Annotated in this window: 16 protein-coding genes; 6 read left to right on the top strand and 10 right to left on the bottom strand. The window is 67.1% G+C overall.

What is annotated here, in order from left to right; translation table 11 throughout:
• Positions 1 to 153: 153 nt before the first annotated feature.
• From QRN56_RS02580 to QRN56_RS27615, 4 genes are all read left to right on the top strand, one after another.
• On the top strand, positions 154 to 453 hold the full coding sequence (locus tag QRN56_RS02580; protein WP_285100915.1) for a hypothetical protein: 300 nt from the start codon (positions 154 to 156) through the stop codon (positions 451 to 453).
• Entirely contained in the window at positions 450 to 1571 is a 1122-nt protein-coding gene (locus QRN56_RS02575) for an HAD family hydrolase (protein WP_285100914.1), read from the top strand. Before QRN56_RS02580 ends, QRN56_RS02575 begins: the two co-directional genes overlap by 4 nt.
• 124 nt (positions 1572 to 1695) lie before the next feature.
• A complete protein-coding gene (locus QRN56_RS02570; protein ID WP_285100913.1) occupies positions 1696 to 2154 on the top strand; it encodes a glycine-rich domain-containing protein in 459 nt (152 codons plus the stop codon).
• Between the two features lie 40 nt (positions 2155 to 2194).
• On the top strand, positions 2195 to 3064 hold the full coding sequence (locus QRN56_RS27615) for a phosphotransferase (RefSeq protein WP_350224552.1): 870 nt from the start codon (positions 2195 to 2197) through the stop codon (positions 3062 to 3064).
• A 129-nt stretch (positions 3065 to 3193) separates the two neighbouring features.
• Here QRN56_RS27615 and QRN56_RS02560 read toward each other — a convergent pair whose 3' ends face one another.
• The 3 genes from QRN56_RS02560 to QRN56_RS02550 all read right to left on the bottom strand — a co-directional run bounded on the left by QRN56_RS02560 (position 3194) and on the right by QRN56_RS02550 (position 10860).
• A complete protein-coding gene (locus QRN56_RS02560) occupies positions 3194 to 6220 on the bottom strand; it encodes a TrlF family AAA-like ATPase (protein WP_350224551.1) in 3027 nt (1008 codons plus the stop codon).
• A gap of 311 nt (positions 6221 to 6531) precedes the next feature.
• Complete coding sequence (mobF, locus tag QRN56_RS02555) at positions 6532 to 10191, bottom strand: MobF family relaxase (protein ID WP_285100911.1); 3660 nt, start codon at positions 10189 to 10191, stop codon at positions 6532 to 6534.
• Positions 10192 to 10656: 465 nt separating this feature from the next.
• Positions 10657 to 10860, bottom strand: coding sequence for a helix-turn-helix transcriptional regulator (locus QRN56_RS02550; RefSeq protein ID WP_285100909.1), 204 nt, complete (start codon positions 10858 to 10860; stop codon positions 10657 to 10659).
• A gap of 93 nt (positions 10861 to 10953) precedes the next feature.
• Between QRN56_RS02550 and QRN56_RS02545 the strand changes: the two genes are divergently transcribed.
• Both QRN56_RS02545 and QRN56_RS02540 read left to right on the top strand, forming a co-directional pair.
• Positions 10954 to 11559: a helix-turn-helix transcriptional regulator gene (locus tag QRN56_RS02545; RefSeq protein WP_285100908.1), complete on the top strand. Its 606-nt coding sequence runs from the start codon at positions 10954 to 10956 to the stop codon at positions 11557 to 11559.
• A 31-nt stretch (positions 11560 to 11590) separates the two neighbouring features.
• Positions 11591 to 12724 carry a tyrosine-type recombinase/integrase gene (locus tag QRN56_RS02540; RefSeq protein ID WP_285100906.1) on the top strand — a complete coding sequence of 378 codons (1134 nt, stop codon included), beginning with the start codon at positions 11591 to 11593 and terminating at the stop codon, positions 12722 to 12724.
• A gap of 117 nt (positions 12725 to 12841) precedes the next feature.
• Here QRN56_RS02540 and QRN56_RS02535 read toward each other — a convergent pair whose 3' ends face one another.
• The 7 genes from QRN56_RS02535 to QRN56_RS02505 all read right to left on the bottom strand — a co-directional run bounded on the left by QRN56_RS02535 (position 12842) and on the right by QRN56_RS02505 (position 18889).
• Positions 12842 to 13336, bottom strand: coding sequence for a YajQ family cyclic di-GMP-binding protein (locus tag QRN56_RS02535; RefSeq protein WP_285100904.1), 495 nt, complete (start codon positions 13334 to 13336; stop codon positions 12842 to 12844).
• Between the two features lie 141 nt (positions 13337 to 13477).
• The gene (htpX, locus tag QRN56_RS02530; RefSeq protein ID WP_285100903.1) at positions 13478 to 14410 is read right to left on the bottom strand and encodes a zinc metalloprotease HtpX; all 933 of its coding nucleotides are present in this window, start codon (positions 14408 to 14410) and stop codon (positions 13478 to 13480) included.
• Positions 14411 to 14542: 132 nt separating this feature from the next.
• Positions 14543 to 15940, bottom strand: coding sequence for an FAD-dependent oxidoreductase (locus tag QRN56_RS02525; protein ID WP_285100902.1), 1398 nt, complete (start codon positions 15938 to 15940; stop codon positions 14543 to 14545).
• Positions 15941 to 16072: 132 nt separating this feature from the next.
• Entirely contained in the window at positions 16073 to 16306 is a 234-nt protein-coding gene (locus tag QRN56_RS02520; protein ID WP_285100901.1) for a hypothetical protein, read from the bottom strand.
• Positions 16303 to 17052 carry a hypothetical protein gene (locus QRN56_RS02515; RefSeq protein ID WP_285100900.1) on the bottom strand — a complete coding sequence of 250 codons (750 nt, stop codon included), beginning with the start codon at positions 17050 to 17052 and terminating at the stop codon, positions 16303 to 16305. Before QRN56_RS02515 ends, QRN56_RS02520 begins: the two co-directional genes overlap by 4 nt.
• Positions 17049 to 17837, bottom strand: a complete 789-nt coding sequence (locus QRN56_RS02510) for a hypothetical protein (RefSeq protein WP_285100899.1) — start codon at positions 17835 to 17837, stop codon at positions 17049 to 17051. Before QRN56_RS02510 ends, QRN56_RS02515 begins: the two co-directional genes overlap by 4 nt.
• Positions 17834 to 18889, bottom strand: a complete 1056-nt coding sequence (locus QRN56_RS02505; RefSeq protein ID WP_285100897.1) for a WXG100 family type VII secretion target — start codon at positions 18887 to 18889, stop codon at positions 17834 to 17836. Before QRN56_RS02505 ends, QRN56_RS02510 begins: the two co-directional genes overlap by 4 nt.
• Positions 18890 to 18916: the final 27 nt, after the last annotated feature.

The following is an 18916-nucleotide window of genomic DNA, read 5'->3' as shown; positions in this document are numbered from 1 at the left end:
ATAGCGGCGCGCCCGTGCCAGAACCATGCCTGCCAGGCAGGGTTCACCAGTGCCGACCGACCCAATCCTGCACGAGCGGCCGTGGTGCGAGCGGTGGCGCCGGCGGAGGCTCGTCCTGCGAGTTCACGGGGAACTCGCGAGAGGGGGGCGACCATGCGAACCGCATCGCTACTTACCGACGACGACGATGACCTGCTGCGCGCGATCTCGAATGCCGGAGCCTCCGTCGGCGAGGTCGGCGCGCACCGGATCGAGGTCGTGACCATCACCCGGAACCGCATGTGCCTTCATCCCATCCACCTGGCCGAGGGCGAAGCCATCGCCCGATCACTCGGGCTGGACCTGCCTTTGGATCATCGGATGTTCGTGCCCGGCAACACGCTGTGGACGGGTGAGCGTGACGGCCTGGAGGTCCAGGTGCGCTCGGTCCTACGTCATGCGGTGGCCCGATGAGCACTGCGACAACCACCAGCACTCGCGCCCTGATCGCACTCGACATCGACGGGACCCTAATAGACGGCGAGCAGCGGATACCTACGGGCACGGTCGAGGCCCTCGACCTGGTCCGCGCCGCGGGTCATGAGGTGGTGCTGGCTTCGGGGCGGTCGTTGGCCGGGCTGCTGCCGATCGCGACGAGGCTGGGCCTGACGCACGGGTGGGCGGTGTGCTCCAACGGTTCCCTCACGGTGCGCCTGGACCGGGCCACACCATCCGGGTACGACGTGGTTGAGGCGCGCACTTTCGACCCTGCACCCGTGATTCGCCGAGCCCTCGACGTCGCACCGTCCGTGCGTGTTGCAGTCGAGGAAGTCGGGTGGGGGTGGCGTACCAGCGGCACGTTCGAGCCGGGCGAACTCAACGGTCAGCAGAAGACCCTTCTGCTGGCCGACCTGATGGCTGAACCGGCGACGCGGGTCGCACTCGCCGCGCCGGGCGTTCGCCGGTACACCGACGCCCTGCGGGCCTGCGGGGTCACGGTCGCCCCGCAGGGTCCGGACTGGCTCGACGTCACCGCACCCGGAGTGAACAAGGCCGCCGCCCTCGACGCCGTTCGCGCCCACCTGCGCATCCCGGCTGAGCACACGGTGGCGGTCGGGGACGGCGTCAACGACCTGGACATGCTGGCCTGGGCCGCCCACTCGGTCGCGATGGGGCAGGCGCCCGCGATTGTGCGCAGCGCCGCAAACGAGACCACCGACAGCATCGAGCAAGCCGGGGTCCTGCCCGTACTGGCCTCGCTCGTCCCGCCCGTGGACAGCACGCTGTCACGGCTGGCCGCACAGATCGCTACCGCCGAGCGCACCGCACCGGGACCCGTAGTGCTGCGGGTCTGGCATGGCAGCGGCCCGGACCTCGCCCGATGCGAAACCTGGGCACTCCAGGACGGCCACTGGGTCCGCCATGCACCGATCCCGTCCGGGGTCGGGGTCACGATGCGGGCGATTGAGACCGCCGCCCTGGACGCCGGGATGCCCTACCCACGCGGTGACGAGGGCCGCCGCCGGGCGCAGTGGCGCAGCGTGACCGGTGACGGCCCGGCCGGGTTCGAGCTACCCCTGAGCGGCCTGTAACCCGGTCGCCCCTTGATCTTGCGGCTGGGCAGCCCCCGGACCCCCTGACCACTGCCAGGCCGCGGGCCCGCCCCCGGGCGGGTGCACGTACAGGTACTACCCCCGCACAACGAGGAGGAAGCACATGACCACCACTGCACACGACCTGCGCGAGGGCAGGTCGCTCGTCGACCCGGAACTGTTCCAGAAGCTCACCGAGCGCGTGTCCACCGAGCACGACCACGACCTGGGCATTGCGGCACGCATCGTGGACCAGGCACTCGCGTTTCTGGGCACCACCGCCACCCACCAGGGCCGGCCCCTCTCACCGTCGGACGAGGTCGACCCGGGGTGGCACGAGTTCATCCTGCACACCGTTGACTACGCTGCGTTCTGCGACCAGGTCGCCGGCCGGTTCCTGCACCACGTGCCCACCGACCCCCAGGACCCGTCCGCTCACGGCGAGGGCGCTCACGAGAGCCTCCAGTACACCGTGGACGCCATCGCCACCGCAGGGTTCTGGGTCGACCCCGACCTGTGGCCGTCCGCGGAGGCCGGCAAGTGCTCGCAGTGCCACTCGGGCTGCTCCAGCTCGCCCGCCTGACACGAACGGAGACCACACATGAACCGCCGATCGTGGGTCGATCTGCCCGACGACGTCCGCCACGCCGTCCAGGAACAGTGCGGGCTGGTGCTTCGTACCGAGGTGCCGGAGGCCGGGCGGAACTCGGCGTTCGCCGCGTTCCTGCACACCGCCGACGGCACGGTGTTTTGCAAGGGCATCCCGACCGGCGATCGGCTGTTCAACGCCCACCGGCACGAGGTCCACGTCAACACCCACCTGCGGGAACTCACCACAAACGTCCCGCGCCTGCTGTGGACCGTGGAAGCCGGGGGCTGGCTGCTGGCCGGGTACGAGACCGTACCCGGCCAGCAACGCCGACTTCTCGCCCGGCTCTGCCGACATCCCTCAGGTCGTCGATGCGCTGTCCCTGCTGGCCCAGGAACTGATCCCGAGCCCGGTCCCGGATGTAGCACCGCTCAGCCGCAAGTACGCGCGCCTCGCCGGGTGGCAGTGGCTCGCGGACAACCACGCCGACGAGCTCGACCCCTGGGAGAAACAGCACCTCGACCAGCTGATCCAAAATGACGCCGACGTCCCGGCTGCACTGGTCGGCGAGAGTCTGGTCCACGCCGACGTCCACGAACTCAACCTCCTCGTGGACGACAACCGCGTGAACGTCATCGACTGGGCCTGGTCCCGAACCGGTCCCGTCTGGATCGACGCTGCCCTGCTCGTGGTCCGACTCGTCGCTGCCGGACACCAGCCCGGCGAAGCGGAACGCCTCGTGTCCGGCACCTGGGGCATCCAGCACTCCACCGCCGAACCCGTCACGGTCTTCGCTACGACCACCTACGGGCAGTGGCGCCGCTTCGCTATCGAGTTCCCCAGCACCCACCGCGACGCACCACTTCGGGGAGCGCGATTGTGGGCCAGGTACCGGCTCCCCTGAGGTAGCCATCCTTGGCTTCCGACCAGAGCCCCGGCCAATCGTCTGGGAGTGGATCTTGCGTCCCGCAACGCCCATCATCTACTCCCCGACGCATCATTGGACGAGCGGCAAGGTCGATACTTGGTCAGACTATCCGAGCTCCGGAAACGCTTCATACTTGTGTCGACGGTTATCAAACGCTGGCTTCGTTCCTTCTAGAACGTCAAGCGCAAAACGCGCCACGTCTATTTCTGAGATGCTGCCGCTTTCGAGGGTGAATCTCTGATCCACAACCTTGCAATGAATGATCTGATCCGCATCGCCCACAACAGCCAGGTTCGCGTTATGCGTTACCACAATCGTTTGCCGCCTCCCGGCCGCCTCGTGAATAGCTGGCACTAGCTTGGAAGCAATTGTAGCGTTGTCAAGGTTCTCTTCGGGTTGATCGAGCAGCAAAGGCGTCGTCCTGCGGTCCACTACTAGATAGAACAGCGCCAAGATGAGTCCGCGCTGGCCGGGCGATAGTTGCGAGAGTGGAAGACCTTCGCCAATTAGTCCAAATCGAACCTCCAGCCACGAAAGGCCCAACGTGTCGATCAAAAAATCCTGCAACGACGTTGCCTTCCGCAACGCGGAGGCTGGGTCCCTAAATGAACCGTCCAGTTCGCCGCGCTCATGCTCCAATCTGGAGAGAAGCTCCTCCAGTTGAGGGGCGAGTTGCGACCAGCTCGTGTCCTCAATTCTTCGAGGAAGGTCGTTTAGCCAATCAAGAAAGTCGGTGTTCCGACGCCCATCGAGAGCGACCGACATACTTTGCCAAGACGGCAGAACTCGAAGCTCAGCATTGAATTCGAGCCCAGCGTTCTTGACCACATCGGAGTGTTCAATGAAACGAGAAGCAGGCTCGTACAGCCCCTCCACCGCGCGTAGTCGCGCCACCAAAGCCGAGTGGATCTGACGCGCGTGCTCCACAATACGCGTCCGATGCCGCTCCATTTCGTGCGGCGCCTGGGTTATGCGCTCGCGAAGTTCCTCAAGTCCGCTGAGCGATTCCTCGTCGCCTAGGTCCCCTATAAGACTGTGCAAGCGTTCTTCTGACTGGAGCACCCTTTGCCGGGCGCGCTCACGGGCGCTATCGGCCAATGCAAGCTCGTCCGCGTTCTTTTCTCGCTCCAAGTCCTGGGCCGTCACCTGGGAAAGAAGTGATCCGTGCTCTGCCTTCAAAGCATCGCGCTCCCTAAGGGCCGCGTCCCTCCACGCATCCTTCCGCTCATGATCAATCTCAAATGTTATGAATGGTCGACTGTCTCCAATTAGAGATTTTGCTCGGGCGTTAAGATCGACCACCGTTGCACGGATCGCGTCTGCATCCTGGAGTATCAAATCCATATCGGACAATTCCTGCTGCTTTCGCGCCTGATTGCGCTCGTTCTCGGATCGCTTCTCCACTAGTTTCGCATGCGCGAGAGCTATTTCGGTTGAGCGCAACTTCAGAGCAGCGAGCCTAGCGTCATCCCTGCCTGCGGAATCGATCTCACCAAGAGCTGCCCTGTCTTCATCGAGGGATCGTTGGGCATCCGCCACTTCTTCTTTCTTCAGTTCGATGCGACCATCGATCTCATCGATCCTATTGCCCGCCCTGAAAGCGGCTGCATCGGCGTAATTACTCACCAACTCTCGCAAGTCATCACGTAGGCGATCAACGTCGCCCTGCGCTGCGCGAGTCTTCTGGTTCAAGAGTGCGTCGAACGTCTTTTCGCCTGCGCGCTCCTCTTCAGCAATGTGAGTAAAAAGTACTGTCCTCAGTTCACGTTCAAATTCGTCAGCTTCGCCAACGACAGCATCTGTGTTGCACACACGTTCAACAAAGGCCTGCGGCAGATACTCGACTGAAACGGGAGCGGCGCGATCGTGCCCTTCGTGTAAGTTCACGCGACGGATCTTGCCAGTCTCCCAGCGAATCTCTGATTGGTAGTCCCTGGCAGATTTTCGACCAGCCGGACCAAGGAATCTACTTGGATTCAGAAATGCGAACTCGTTATTCCGCGAAGAGTTGCCGGCCAGTGCGATACAGTCAAGGAGAGCGGACTTGCCTTGCCCCTTGTTTCCGACTACGGCGATGAAACCAGAATTAATCGGAATCGAGTAATCGAACAACTTGCGATCTTCTCGATCCGACCGCACCTCTACTGAGGATATGAATCGCTCTGGGTTTCTGCGGACACGAGCCAGGGCTGGAGGCTCCAGGCCCACGTATACGCGACGGTCAAATTCTGCCAGAGCGTGCGCGAGACCAGCGAATGTTGGCGTCGCATTCATCCATGTTTGACACGCGCCAAGTCGCATCTTCTGGTCCGAATCCGAGAAATAGTGCGCGTCACTACAATCGATGAGTCTGTGGGTTATATTCGACTCCCGCAGTTTCTCCACCTGCCCCGACCACGTCGACACGTCTTCGAACGCAGTGAAAATCAGGTTGGCTGAGTTGATTACTGTCTTTTTGGCGGCGATCGACTGCTCGTTCCACTTGATCGCGGCCCACTCAGTCTTACCCATGCCGATAAGCGTGCGCCCTCGAAAGTAGGTCGATTCGAGAATTTTCTGGACGCTTGAAAGCGACACGTTGAGGTTGTTGAAGCCCTCCATCAGATCTGGGCCGTACTGATCTTTACGGTCGTCCGGCACAGACGCTTTAATTTTTCGTCCTAGATCTGCGAGGGCGCCATGCGTAACGACACCTTCCCATTCCAGCGACTCAGCTTCTGGCGAAAGCTTAATTTTTGAGGTCAGAGCGCTGACGAACTGCGCCTCAATCACCTCAGCGGAAATTTCAGGATCGAAGATGACATGAAGATTTACGCGTGAGAGGTTCCCTGCCGTGCCACCAAACTGGTCGAGCCGCATTTCAACGACAGGGAATACTTCGTCTAGATTTTTCAAGCGGCCTTCTTGGCGGGCAGCGATTACTCGTTTGTACCCATCGAGAAACCAGTAATCGTTGATTCCGATCACACGAATATCTCGCGGCAATGCTTCCAACTCGTCAATGAATTTTTCCCATGCGTCACCCGCCTCGCCTCCGTAGCCGTTTACGATGGATGCAGGCGTATGTACGTGAAGGTCCCATATCCGCCAGGCCGTTCCGCGGCGCACTTCTGCCGAAGCCGAATCCGACATACTACTGGTCCTCTCCATCACGAAGTAGCGCAGACTAGACCGCACAGCCAAAGTGGCGCGCTGTGCCGTGACTTTCATGCAAGGGACTACACACAGCGACACGATGCGGGAGTGAAGCCTTCCAATCCCTTAGGATGAAGGCCGTATCGCACTGGCACTGTACTGCGCGAACGGGACGAATGCCCTGTCTCGGCGCGATATCCTTGAGACTCACCCGGGTGAAGATCTTCGCATCAATAGCGTCATTGATGCACGTGGCGTGGGAACCGATCCAGGCGACGAGCGATCCCCAGGTTCAGCTTTCCGCCAACCTACAGTGTCGGCATCCCTGGTCGCGTTGCTTGGGCTTCTCTGCTGGCGCTGGGTTCGGCATACGGCAATTGCAGGCCAACTGAGGTCGCTGCGAACTTACGCAGCCGTGCGCGGGCGAGGTCAGCGGCTACATGCTGCGCCGACGTCGTAACTGCCTCGCCGGGCAGGGACTCTGCTGTCACGCCGTACAGGTCCCGGTATGCGGCCATGATCATGGCGGCGGCTCGCCAGTCACGCTCACCCGGACCCTGCGGGCGTGGTGGGAGGTGCCGAACCCAGGGGTCGCGGTCGCGCAGTGCTTGCTCAGCGAGGGTGCGAGCGCGGTGTTCAATGAGTTCGGCACGTCGATCCAGTGCTTCGCGCATGTTGTCCGAGAGCGGGCCCTGCGCCATCGGTATGAGACCGACGATCCGGTTCTGCCAGTCGTTGGCACGTGTAGCGGCGTGCGCCAGTCGGTCGTGCAGGACAGCGGCGACGTCGTCCGCATCGTAGAGGCTCCGGGCAGCGGCGAGACGGGGCAGGAGGCGTTCAACGTTGTGTCCGTCTGCTTCAGCTCGTCGTAGTTCCGCGCACAGCGCTCCGAAGGCGTCGGAGCCCACGACCTCTGCAATGGCGTCACGCCTGAACCCTTCCCCGGCAAGGGTGTGCGCGACCAGGCGTGTCCAGCGAGGTCGTTGGGCATGGTTGGCGATGGTGTCGTACTCGGCCGCGAGCTGCGCGATCGACCCCCAACGGTGTTCCTCGTCGCGACGGGTCTGGTGCGCGGAAGGCTCGGCGCCGACCCGGTGCAAGATGCCCGCGAGGATGGTGCGGGCAGCGTCGAGGTCGGGCCGGTCGGGGTCGAGGTCTGCGCCGATGGTGTGCTGGTGGTTCTGGTTGCGGTCGGGCTGGTCGACGGGCACGAACACCGTGTTCGCGGAGCGGCCCCTGGTGAGGGCGACGTAGAGGTTCTCCCGGCTCATGGTGGAGCTGGCGATGGTGTGCGCGGTGTCCACGGTCAGACCCTGGGCACGGTGTGCGGTGATCGCGTACCCCAGGTCCACCTGCTCAGCCACGTACACAGCGGGCAGGCGGACCATGCCGCCGCTGAGTTGCACGCGACCAGTCTTGCGGGTGTCGGTGTGCGCGTCGGGGCCGATCCGTTGAGCCGTGACCGACCCGTTCTGGTGAACCTGGGTGATCTGCCAACGGTCGCCGTTGCGGACCCATCCGGCGTGCCCGTAGCGCAGGCTGCGGTCATTGCGCCGGGTGACGATCAGGTCCCCGACCGACGCCCGCACCCGCCCGGCGAGGCGCACGCTCTGCCCGTCTGAGACGCGGCCGGTCAGGACGCGTTCGGCGCGGGCTCGGCGGTTGAGGTCGTTCATCGTGTTGTTGTCGGCCACGACGAGCACCGAGGACAGGCCTCGGTCTGTGTCTGCTTTCCAGGCGGCATAGGCAGCGTCGGTCATCTCGTCTGTGGCGCCTGCCCGGATGCGGTCGTGGCCCTGGTAGGTGCTGAGGATGCCGGGGTCGCCCTCGCGCAGTCGCAGAGAGGCGCGCTTCTCCCAGTCGGCGTGGAAGCGGTGCACTTCGGTCAGCGTCGGGACATCCCCGGTGGCACGCGCTCGTTCGCCGGTCAGGAGAGTCAGGGCGCCACCGGTCTCGACGGCGGGGAGCTGGGCGGGGTCGCCGACCAGCAGCACCTTCGCGCCGGCCTGCACGGCGGCCTTCGTGAGGCGGTCCAGGGTGTGCGTGCCGGCGAGGGACGCTTCGTCCACGATCACCAGTTGCCCAGCTTCGAACTGGACGTGGTTGTGCTGGTGGCGGGTGAGCCACATCGCGGTGTTCTCACAGGCGATCCCGAGCTCCGTCCCGAGGACATCGGCGGCAGCGGCGGAGGGCGCCAAGCCGACGACGGTCCCGGGTCCGTGCTGTCCTTCCCACAGGGTGCGCAGTGCGCGCAGGGTGGTGGTCTTCCCGGTCCCGGCCGGGCCGACTAGGAGGTCCAGGCGGCGTCCCGAACCTGCCACCGCTGTGATGGCGTCTGCTTGGGACGCGTCCAGTGCGCCGTCGCGTACCCCGTCGTTCAGGACGATCCGCAGCAGGTCGCCGGGCAGGCGGCGCGCGGTCCGGTCGTCCATGAGGGCGAGAAGGCGCTTCTCGGCGTCCAGGACGGCCTGGGAGGTGAATACCACCGAGTGCTTCGGACGTAGCGTGCTCGACCCGTCCGCGCGCAGCATCGCGACCGGGGTTGGTGCCAGCTCGGGCGGAGTCAACGTGACCGAACCGCCCTCGGCTGCTGCGACGATCCGGGCCACGACCTCGATGCGAGCTTGGTGGGTGGTCATGCGCCAGTGCATGGTCTGGCGTTCGGCTTCGGCCCACAGGTTCCAGTGCTTCCATGTCGCCCGCTTGTCCCCCACTACGCCGAGGACCACGCAGGCCGCCATGTCCACCACCTCTTGGGGGACGTCACCGGCCGCAAACACCCGTCCCGGGTCGGCCAGGGCAGCAGACAGCAAGCCCTGCGCCCACTTCACGGGGTCAGTGCCCAGGATGCGTCCGGCCCGCTCGCGCCACTCGGTGGTCAGGTCTTCCAGAGACTTGATGGTCTTGGGCGGGCGGGTCCGCAGATTGGCTTGCTCCCGCAGGCGGTTGATCGTGCCCAGTGACGGGGCGTGCCCGTGCTTCTCCCGGTACTCGTTGATGAGCTGGTCCGCGCAGTGCTCGATCTCCGCCGACCGGTTGGAGAACTCCTCGATCAGCTCGTCGCTCACGCCGACGATCTCCATGCGCGGGCTGCGGTCTTTGCCGCGCAGACGGCGTTCCCAGTTGATGCCGAGGGCGGCGGTAAGGCGGTCGGCCAGGACGGCGTTGTAGTGCTCGCTGAACGCGACGTTCGCGTTGAACAGCGCCCGCGAGTCCAGGGTGCGCCACTTGCCATCGATCAGGGCACGGACCTTGTTCGCGATCACGACGTGGGTGTGTAGCTGCGGGTCGTGCGCCCGCGAGTCCCAATGGTCGTACGCCGTAGCGATCAGGCCAGTGACGTCCGCCTGCATGACCGACCCGTCCCCCGCATCGGTACCCATCCGTGTGGCCGCGATGTGCTCCTCGATGAAGTTGAGCGTCTCGGCTATCGCGGCCCGGTGGGCGCTCAGGATGATCGCTTGGGTGTTCTTGTCCGACAGGCCCCACAGCACCGAGACGGACTTGGTCGGTGAGAACGTCAGATCGAACCCTGCGATGGCCTTGCGGGGCCCGGCCCGGGTCTCGTCCAGGATGATCGCGTCCACCGCGGCCTTACGGTCCTCCGGGCTCAAGTCCGAGTCCAAGGCACTGGTCCGGGTCTCGATCCGCTCCCGCAGCGGCGCGATCTTCGGATACGCCCGACCCAGGGGTTCGGTCGTGACCGGGTCGCGTCCGGCTTCCAGGAGCCGCTGGAGCTGGGTGGTCGTGACAGCGGCACCAGGAATGATCGCGCCATTGCCGAGATCCGCGACGCCGCTGCCGAGCCAGTAGCCCTGCGGGGTACCGACCGCCGCGTAGTACGCGGTGACCGGGTCCAGGCCGAGGCCGTCGCCGAGGCTTGGGGCGTCGCAGTCGGCGTTGGCTACCGAGCCGGTAAGGTACTCGGTGCCGTTACCGACACTCATCGGAACGATGCTGACCGTCACGACCGACCACCACCCCAAGGCCGCACGGCCGGAGCACACAGCCGGGTGCGCGGGCAGGTGCGCGCGCTGGACACCAACGGCGCCAACTCGCACCAACGCCAACGCTCCCGGCGCTCCTCAACTGCCTGAGGTGTGCGGCGTTTTCTGGCGGCACACAACCCCTGGATCGTCGTCGCCCGCCTGCAACTAGCCAGCCGCGTGCCGCCGCCTGTGTCGCTGTCGCTGCGCTGTGCACGCGCGCCAGTCGTCCAGTTCGCGGCAACGTCAAGCTGCTTGTTCACGTGGGCCAGGTGGGACGGAACCCCGACGCGGGACCCCCGCCAGAGGGCGGCGCTGCGCCGCTCTCTCGCCGCGGGCGATGACCAGACCGATGGCACGGTTCGGCCGGCGACGGCGACGTTGGCCGAAACGGCTGCGGGGCCCGGACACCGAAGTGTCCGAGCCCCGCAGCCCCTGCGCGTCCAGTCAGACTGCCGTGGTCTTGGCACCAGCCGCCTCCTGCGCCGCGAGCCATGCCAGCACCTTCGAGCGCCGGTAGACCACCCGACGCGGACCAAGCCGGAACGACTCCGGGCCGTACCCGACGTACCGCCACCACCGCAGCGTGTTCTCCGGCACGCCCAGGAGCTCCGCCACCTCCCGGGTGCGCAGCAACGGATCAGACTCCATGAAGACCACTTCCCCTAGTTGTAGCAAACTCGAAAGTCAAGTACACCACAGGGTCTAGTGGTTGTAAACAAGAATTGCTAGTACGGTTGGCGCATGGCAGAAGAGCGAGACATCAACGTCGGCACGAACGTGGCCCGCTACCGGGGCTCACGCACCCAGCAAGCAGTTGCGGACGCCATGCGCGAACGCGGATGGAAGTGGTCCCAGGCCACCATGTGGTCGATCGAGAAGGGCGACCGGCCCGTGCGACTGGTCGAAGCCGTCGACCTCGCCGTGGTCCTACAGATCTCGATCGAAGACCTGCTGGCCATGCCATCGGTCGCACAGTCCGCACGCGACGCGATCGACGCGGCCGAGGAAGTCCTAGCCGCGCACCAGAAGGCCGTCCGGGCGATCGACACGCTCAACGAAGCCCACGAAGACCTCCGGACAGCCCTCGACCGGGCGTGCGCGTTCCCCGAATGGCAGCCCGACAAGGCCCAGACGGACCTCGTCGAACAGGCGCTCGGGAACGTGGCCGAGACCGTGGCCGACGTCGCGCGTATCCGGAAGGACCGAAGCGTGACAGGCAACACGCAACGCAAGGCGATCGACAACCTGACCAAGGCCCACGGCACGAAGTTCACGCCAGACACCTGGCGCGCCGAACGCGGCGTAGAGCTGATCGAGCCCCAGCCGCCCGCACCCGAGACGACCTGAGAGCCGCACACCCGAGAGGAAGGAAACATCGATGGCCTCCATCAAGAAGAGACCGAACGGCAAGTGGCGAGCCCGCTACCGCGACGAGACCCAACACGAGCACTCCCGCCACTTCGACCGCAAGACCGACGCTCAGGACTGGCTTGATGAAGTCACGGCGACGGTCGTCACAGGAACGTACGCAGACCCCCGGCGCGGAGCCCTGACCTTCAATCAGTGGTGGGCTCTCTGGTCGGAACGGCAGGTCTGGGCGACCGGCACCACGGAAGCGGCGACGACTGCCTTCGAGTCGGTCACGTTCGGATCGGTCCGGATGCGGGACATCCGACCCTCACACCTGGAGAAGTGGGTCAAGGCGATGTCTCAGCCCACCGAGACCCGGAAGAAGGGCCTGGAGCCGTCCACCATCACGACGCGGTTCAACTACGTCCGAGCAGCATTCGCGGCGGGCGTTCGTGATCGTGTGATCGGGATAGACCCGGCGTCGAACATCAAGCTTCCCCGGCGCCGCCGCACGGAGGCCGCGATGGCGATCCCCGAAGCGCTCGGCGTACGCAAGGCGCTGGAATCCGCTCCCGACTACTTCACGGGCTACATCGCCGTCTGCGCCTTTGCTGGCCTTCGCCTCGGCGAGGCAGCCGGGCTCCAGGTCGGTGACATCAATTTTCTGGGTCGCACCATCTCGGTCAACCGGCAGGTTCAGGGGGCCACTGTCGAGACGACAACGATCGAGCCGCCGAAGTACGGCTCAGAGCGGACCATCCATGTCCCGCGCGAGCTCCTGACGATGCTCTCCAGCCACATCGAGAAGTTCGCCCCGCGTGGCGACGAGCAGTGGCTCTTCTGGAACCCGAACGGCGACGAGCGGGGCCTCTGGAACCGCAACAGTGCGTCGCAGGTGTGGCGGACAACGCGCCGTCAGGTGGGGCTGGAGGCCTACACGCTTCACGACCTGAGGCACTTCTACGCTTCGGGCCTGATCGCCGACAACTGCGACGTCGTCACCGTCCAGCGGGCACTGGGTCACTCCAGCCCCACGATCACGCTCGGCACCTACGCGCACCTGTGGCCGAGCGCAGAGGACAAGACCCGAGCGGCGGCCACGTCGCTCATGCGAACCGTGCTGTCCGCACAGCCCGTCACCGAGGCCGCACAGACCTCGTGACAGACCAGACGGGTGGCCACCGGAGTCCCGGCAACCACCCGCCAGCCCGTGCTCATCGTCCGCTCTTGCGGACCGTGTGCGGACTGCCAGCCTAAAACAGGCTGCTGACCTGCATTTTCAGCGGTAGTTCGTGAACTGCAGCGCGAAGTCCAGGTCCGAGCCCTTCAGCAGGCTCTGCACCTCCTGGAGCTGGTCGCGCGACTTGCTGGTCACGCGGACCTCGTCACCGGTGATCTGCGTCTTGACGCCCTTGGGGCCCTCTTCGCGGATGATCTTGGTGACCTTCTTCGCGGACTCCCCGGCCAGGCCCTCCTTGAGGGTCGCCCCGAGGCGGTACTCCTTGCCGGACGGCTTGGGCTCGCGCTCACCGAGGTCGAGCGACTTGAGCGAGATGCCGCGCTTGACCAGCTTGGTCTCGAAGACGTCGAGGGCCGCGAGCACCCGCTCCGACGAGTTGGCGACGATGAGGATGCTCTCGCCGCTCCAGGTGATCGATGCGCCGACGTTCTTGAAGTCGTACCGCTGCGAGATCTCCTTCGCGGCCTGGTTCAGCGCGTTGTCGACCTCCTGGCGGTCGACCTTGCTGACGATGTCGAACGACGAGTCGGCCATGTGGTGCTCCTTCTGCGTAACAACCCGGGCGCCCCTGCACGCCCGGTCGGAATCTGCTCACCGTATCCGCCCTCGCCGACCCCGACGAACGCTTTGCGCGGGTGAGGTCGGGGGCGGCCAGGCGGACGGCGGCGGGTGGTCTCAGAGCATCCCGGGCGGGGTGCCCCACGGCGGTGCGTCCGGACCCGACGTCGGGCCGCCCGGGTTGTAGCCGCCGGACGGGCCGCCCGCCATCGCCTCGAGCCGGCGGATGCGGTCCGGCATCGGCGGGTGCGTGGCGAACAGGCGGCCGATGCCGGCGCCGCGGAACGGGTTGGCGATCATCAGGTGCGAGACGTTGGTCAGGTCGCGGTCCTGCGGCAGCGGCGCGCGCTGCGTGCCCTGCTCCAGCTTGCGCAGCGCGGAGGCCAGGGCCAGCGGGTCGCCGGTGAGCCGGGCGCCGTCCTCGTCGGCGTCGTACTCGCGGGTGCGCGAGATCGCCATCTGGATCAGCATCGCCGCGATCGGGGCGAGGAGCGCCATGGCGAGCGCGGCCAGCGGGTTGCCGCCCTCACGGCGGTCGCCGCCGCCGAAGAACAGCAGGAACTGCGCCAGGGCGGTGATGACGCCCGCCAGCGCGGACGCGACCGACGACGTCAGGATGTCGCGGTTGTAGACGTGCATCAGCTCGTGGCCCAGCACCCCCCGCAGCTCGCGCTCGTTCAGCAGCTCCAGGATGCCCTCCGTGCAGCACACGGCCGCGTTCTGCGGGTTGCGCCCGGTGGCGAAGGCGTTGGGTGCCTTGGTGGGCGAGATGTACAGCCGCGGCATCGGCTGGCGGGCCGCCGTGGAGAGCTCGCGCACGATGCGGTGCATCTCCGGCGCCTGCAGCTCGGTCACGGGGTACGCGTGCATCGCGCGGATGGCCAGCTTGTCGGAGTTCCAGTACCCGTAGGCCGTGGTCGCCAGACCGATGAGCACGAAGATCCAGAGGGTGCTGGAGCTGCGCCCGAAGATTGCCCACAGCCCGAGGATCACGGCCCACATGCCACCGAACAGCGCGGCGGTCTTCAGCCCGTTGTAGTGCCTGTGCATCGCACTCCTTTCCTCCCACCCGAACGCGCCAGCCCGTTCCGGGGTTCCCCGGGCCGGGCGCCCTCAGGAACGATCGTGCCCGGAAGACCTGAGTCTTCCGGGCACGTTCGCTGGGTGGCAACGGGGAGTCGCCTACGACTTGCGGCTGATGCTCACCATCTCGTCGCGCGGGACGACCTTGATCCGCTCGCGGCCCGCGGCCTCGCCGAGCGCCCGCTCGTGCGCGTCCAGGAGCTCCCAGCCGGACCACTCGATGTAGTGGACGCCCTTGCCGGTGAGGAACTCGGTGACGGCCTCCGGCGTGCCCTGCGGCGCGGTACGGCCGCCGGTCAGGTCGCCGGGCGCCTCGCCGTCGGCCACGCCGGTGACGTCCTCGACGAGGTGGCGGATGGTCTCCGACGCGTCCGACTTGGTGTGGCCGATGAGGCCCACCGGGCCGCGCTTGATCCAGCCGGTGGCGTACACGCCGGGCACCTGGTTGCCGTCGATGTCGACGACGCGGCCCTCGCGGTTGGTGATGACGCCCTTGACGTCGTCGTACGGGATCTCCGGCAGGGAGGAGCCGAAGTACCCCACGGCGCGGTAGACGGCCTGGACCGGCCAGTCGGTGAACTCGCCCGTGCCCTTGACGGTGCCGTCGCCCTGCAGCGCGGTGCGCTCGGTGCGGAACCCGACGACCTTGCCGTCCTCGCCGAGCACCTCGGCCGGGGCGTGCAGGAAGTGCAGGTGCAGGCGGCGCGACGCCGTGTTCTGTGCCGGGTCCTTCAGCGTCCAGTCCACCAGGGTCTTGACGACCTGCTTGGTCTGGTTCGACGAGTTGATCGCGGCCTCGGAGCCCTCGTCGAAGTCGAAGTCCTCCGGGTACACGACGATGTCGACGTCCGGGACGTGGCCCAGCTCGCGCAGCTCCAGCGGCGAGAACTTGACCTGCGCCGGGCCGCGGCGCGCGAACACGTGCACGTCGGTGACCGGGGAGGTCTTCAGGATCTCGTGCACGTTGGCCGGGATCTCGGTGGGCAGCAGGTCGTCCGCGTGCTTGGCGAGGATGCGGGCCACGTCGAGCGCGACGTTGCCGGCGCCGATCACGGCCACCTGCTCCGCCTCCAGCGGCCAGGTGCGCGGCACGTCGGGGTGGCCGTCGTACCAGGACACGAAGTCCGCGGCGCCGTAGGAGCCGTCCAGGTCGATGCCCGGCACGTCCAGCTCGGCGTCCTTGATCGACCCGGTGGAGAAGATCACGGCGTCGTAGAACTGGCGCAGGTCCTCGAGCTTCAGGTCCACGCCGTAGTCGACGTTGGCCAGCAGGCGGATGTCACCGCGGCTCAGCACCTTGTGGAGCGCGACGATGATCTGCTTGATGCGCGGGTGGTCCGGGGCGACGCCGTACCGCACGAGCCCGAACGGCGCCGGGAGGCGCTCGAACAGGTCGATGCTGACGTCGAGGTCGGACTTGGACAGGATGTCGCTCGCGTAGATGCCGGCGGGGCCGGCGCCGACGACGGCGACGCGCAAGGGTCGGGTGGTGCTCACGAAGGGGCGCCTTCCGGTCGAGGACAAGGGAAGCGAAGGCCGCTACCGATTCTACCGACCGGGTAAGGCGCACCTCACCCCCGGCTCAGGGGGTGGACGTGGGGTTCCTGTGAGAATCCTCGCGTTCCGGGCTCAGCGACCCTGCTCGCGTTCCCGCTTCACCCGGTCCGCCCGACGACGGAGGCTGGCCCGGCCGGCCGCCTCGTCCAGCGCCCCGTACCCGGCGAAGCCGAGTGCGAGCAGGCCCAGGAGCCCCACGATCACGGTGACGGGGATGAGGTCCAGCGCCCTGGCGACCACGGCGACGACGATCAGCCCGACGCCGATCCACAGGCTCCATCTGATGACGGTTCGCTCGTCGCTCACGGCGTGCGGTCCAGTGCCGCGACGAGCCGGGGCACCTGGGTGGCCGCGTCGGCGGGCCGGCCGCTGATCCGGACCAGCGGCAGCACCTGCTGCGTGAGGCCGGCCACGGGCTGGCCCAGGTCCACCAGAGCCGACTCCAGCGCGCCCACCAGCCGGTCGGGCTGCCGCCAGGTGCCGAACCACCACACGACCCGCTCGCGCCGCGCGGGGTCCTCCGCGCGGAACGTCCCGGCGGCGTCGACGTAGCCGCGCTTCGCGACGGGGCCCTGGGCGGCGACGAAGGCCACACCGTTCCAGGCCCACACCGCCGTACGGCCGGTGGTCAGGCGGGTGCGGCCACGGAGCATGTCCGCAAGCTTCCACCCCGGGCGCACCGCGGTGATCGAGCCCACCTCGAACCGGTCGAACGGCACCACGTGGGGGCGCAGGAACGGCGCGAACGACCCGATGAGCAGCCCGCGGTCGAGCACGACCACCTTCTCCGACCCCGCGTAGCCGAGGATGATCCAGCCGATCACCACCCAGGCCGGGATCAGGACGAGCGCACCGACGATCCCGCCCGTACCGAGCGAGATGACCACGGTGAAGAGCACGGCGACCCCGACCGCGACCCACCACGCGGTGGGCGACGGCGGGTTGGCCTCGACATGGCGGATGCCGCCGAGCTCGGGGAGCTCGGCGGCGATCCTGCGGGCCTTGCGCGGGACGCGGTCCCCGGTGACCGAAGTCGTTCCCGCAGCACTCATGCGGCGAGCAGCTTTCCCGGGAGGTCCCGCACGACGGCGGCGCCGACCTCGGTGAGCACCAGGCGGTCCGCCACGCCGTCCCGCAGGTCGCCCTGCACGGTGAACACGCCACGCGGGCCCGAGTAGACGGTCACGTTGCGGAGCGTGTCGACGCCGGCCTTGGCGACCGACAGCACGGTGACGGTCAGCGCCTCGCTCAGCTCGGGGAGGTTCGGCGCGGCGGCCTCGAACTCCGGCACCGTGAACGTGCGCGACTTGCCGGCCATGATCGCGGCGGACGTGGGGTCGAGGTACTGCTCCAGCCGCTCGCCGAGGTAGGCCTCGGGGTAGACCGAGAAGGTGTGGTGGCCGCTGGTCGCGACCTCCTCCTCCAGGATCCCGTAGCCCTCGTGCACGTAGCAGAACACCCAGTGCCGGCCGAGGGTGGTCACGCGCTCCGCCGAGACGATCGCCTGCGCGGTCCGGCGCAGCACGAGCGTGCCGGTGAGCTCGGGGATCGCGTCGATCCCCACCTCCTGGCCCTCGCCGCGGCTGGCGGGCACCACGTAGCCCTGGCCGAGGAGCGCCCGCAGGGCCACCTTGCCCACGAGCTCCTTGTCGACGTCGCCCTGCGCGTCGAGCCACGGCAGGGGCGTGGGCTGGAAGGCCTGGACGCCGTCGAGCACCATGACCTGCTCGTCGGTCAGGTTCACGATCCCGACCGGCTTGCCCGGCTCGGAGCGCCCGAGCACGGCGATGGCCGCCTCGTAGTCCGCCTTGGTGAAGTTCATCGTCTGCCCGCTCAACTGAACAGCCCTCCTACGAAGTCGCCGGCGGCCGAGAGGCCGTCGCCGACCGCGTCGCCTACGTCGGATACGACATCCCCTGCCGCGTCTGCCATGTTACCGATCCCGTCCGCGACGTTGCCGGCCGTGTCCCCCACCCAGTTCGCAGCGGTGCTCGCCGCGCCCGAGATCGAGTCCCAGTTGTCGTACACCAGGTTGCCCAGTGCCCAGGCACCGGCAACCACGCCGGCTCCGACGGCGATGCCGACGCCCACGGGTCCGAGCATCGCCGCGCCACCGAGGGCCATCGCGATACCGCCCGCGCCGCCGATGACCGACAGGCCACCCATGACCCGGTCGACGCCGCCCCGGACGCCGTCGTACTGGGTGTTGAACATCTGGTTGAACCCGCCGACCACACCGAACACGCCACCGGCGGTGCCCGCCACGCGCGCGATGGTGCCGGCAGAGCTCGCCAGGCCGACCAGGCCGCTCGCCTTGCCGATGAGCCCGAAGTCCTCGGCGACGCCGAGCCCGGCCGCGGTCCGGCCCACGAGGCCACCCGCGCCACGGAAGACGTCCTGGGTCGCGTCGGCGATCTTCGCCGCGTCACCGAGGCGGGTGGCCGACAGCAGCCCCGCCAGTGCAGGTCCCGTCTTGATCGCCTTCGTGGCGGCCAGCGCGAACCCGATCCCCTTGGCGCCGAGCATCCCGGCCAGGCCCAGCCCGGCCCAGTTGAAGCCGCTGTCGGACGCTCCCCCGACCTCGGTGCCACCCGTGCCGCCGCCGACGCCGGAGTAGTCGTTCGACGTGCTCTCCTGCGCGTCGGCGTTGGCGCGCACCTTGCCGGCCACGTCCGTCAGCGCGGCGGCCGTCTCCCGGAGCCGGATCAGGTGGCTGCCCGACCACTCCTGACGGAAGCCCTCGGCGTCCGGACCGCTCCAGCCGTCCGACTGCGGGACGGCAGACTCCACGGTGGTGACGATGGTCTCCAGCTTGTCGCTGCCCTCGTCAAACTTGTCCGCAAGCAGACGCAGCGCCTCGATGTCGGCGCCGACCATTCCCCCGCTCACTTGGTTCTCCTCACGTCCCGCCGCTGA

This window comes from Promicromonospora sp. MEB111 (assembly GCF_030209445.1).
Taxonomy (GTDB): Bacteria; Actinomycetota; Actinomycetes; order Actinomycetales; family Cellulomonadaceae; genus Promicromonospora.
Note: the sequence above shows the minus strand (reverse complement) of the source record. Positions and strands in the feature narration are given on the sequence as shown.